Annotated in this window: 1 protein-coding gene; it reads left to right on the forward strand. The window is 68.1% G+C overall.

Annotation, left to right across the window (positions count from 1 at the left end; all coding sequences use genetic code 11):
• Window positions 1–1,096: condensation domain-containing protein (locus ACFQ0E_RS19135; protein ID WP_386826623.1), on the forward strand; the 1,096-nt coding region annotated here is incomplete at both ends.

Genomic DNA, 1,096 nt, shown 5'->3' on the forward strand with positions numbered 1-1,096 from the left:
CGCCCACGGGCACGGCGCCGGCCTCGTTCGCGCAGAAGCAGCTGTGGTACATCGAACAGGTGGCGCCGACGCATGGCAGCTACAACATCTTCGATGCCCGGCGTTTCGACCGAGCCCTGGACCTGGACGCGGTCGAACGCGCCGTCGCGGCGGTGATCGAGCGGCACGGTGCGCTGCGGACGATGTTCGAGCTGAAGGACGACGAACTGTTCCAGACGGTGCGCGAGGACGTCGCGTTCCGCCTGGGCGTGCTCGATGCCGGTGCGCTGGACGGGGACGCACGCAAGGCGTGGATGGACCAGGCGACACGCGCCTGCGCGTCGCACGCCTTCGACCTGTCGTCGGGCCTGCTGCTGCGCATGGATGCGGTGGCGCGCCCGCAGGAGACGGTGCTGCTGCTGTGCATCCACCACATCGCGGCCGACGGATGGTCGATCGATGTGTTCTGGCGTGATTTCGAGTCCGAGTACGCCGCGATCGTCGAGGGGGCTTCACGGCGCAGCGCGGCCGATCCGCTGCAGTACATCGACTACGCGGTATGGCAGCGTCGGCAGCTCGACGGTGGTGCGTGGGACGCTTCGGTCGGCTACTGGAAGACGCGGCTGCAGGGCATGCCGGAACTGCATGGTCTGCCGACGGATCATCCGCGTCCGGAGCTGCAGAGCTTCGAGGGCGAGACGTATGCGTGGCGCTTGCCGGAGTCGCTGCGCTCGCGGATCGTGGCGCTGGGTGCGCGTGGCAACGTATCGATGTTCATGCTGATCCACGCGGCGTTCTCGGTGCTGTTGGCGCGTCGGGCGGGGAGCGAGGATGTGGTGGTCGGGACGCCTGCGGCGAACCGCGACCGTGCGGACACGAGCGATGCGATCGGTTTCCTGGCGAACGTGGTGATGCTGCGGACGCGCGTGGCGCCGGGGATGTCGTTCCTGTCGCTGCTGGAGGCGGTGAAGACGGCGGTGATGGAGGCGCAGGAACACCAGGAGATTCCGTTCCAGTACCTGGTCGAGGCGCTCAATCCTGCGCGCAGCACGGCGTACAACCCGCTGGTGCAGATCCTGCTGACGGTGCAGCAGGATGCCGGCATCCCGCTGGCGGA

The organism is Lysobacter brunescens (assembly GCF_042677005.1).
Lineage (GTDB): Bacteria > Pseudomonadota > Gammaproteobacteria > Xanthomonadales > Xanthomonadaceae > Lysobacter_I > Lysobacter_I brunescens.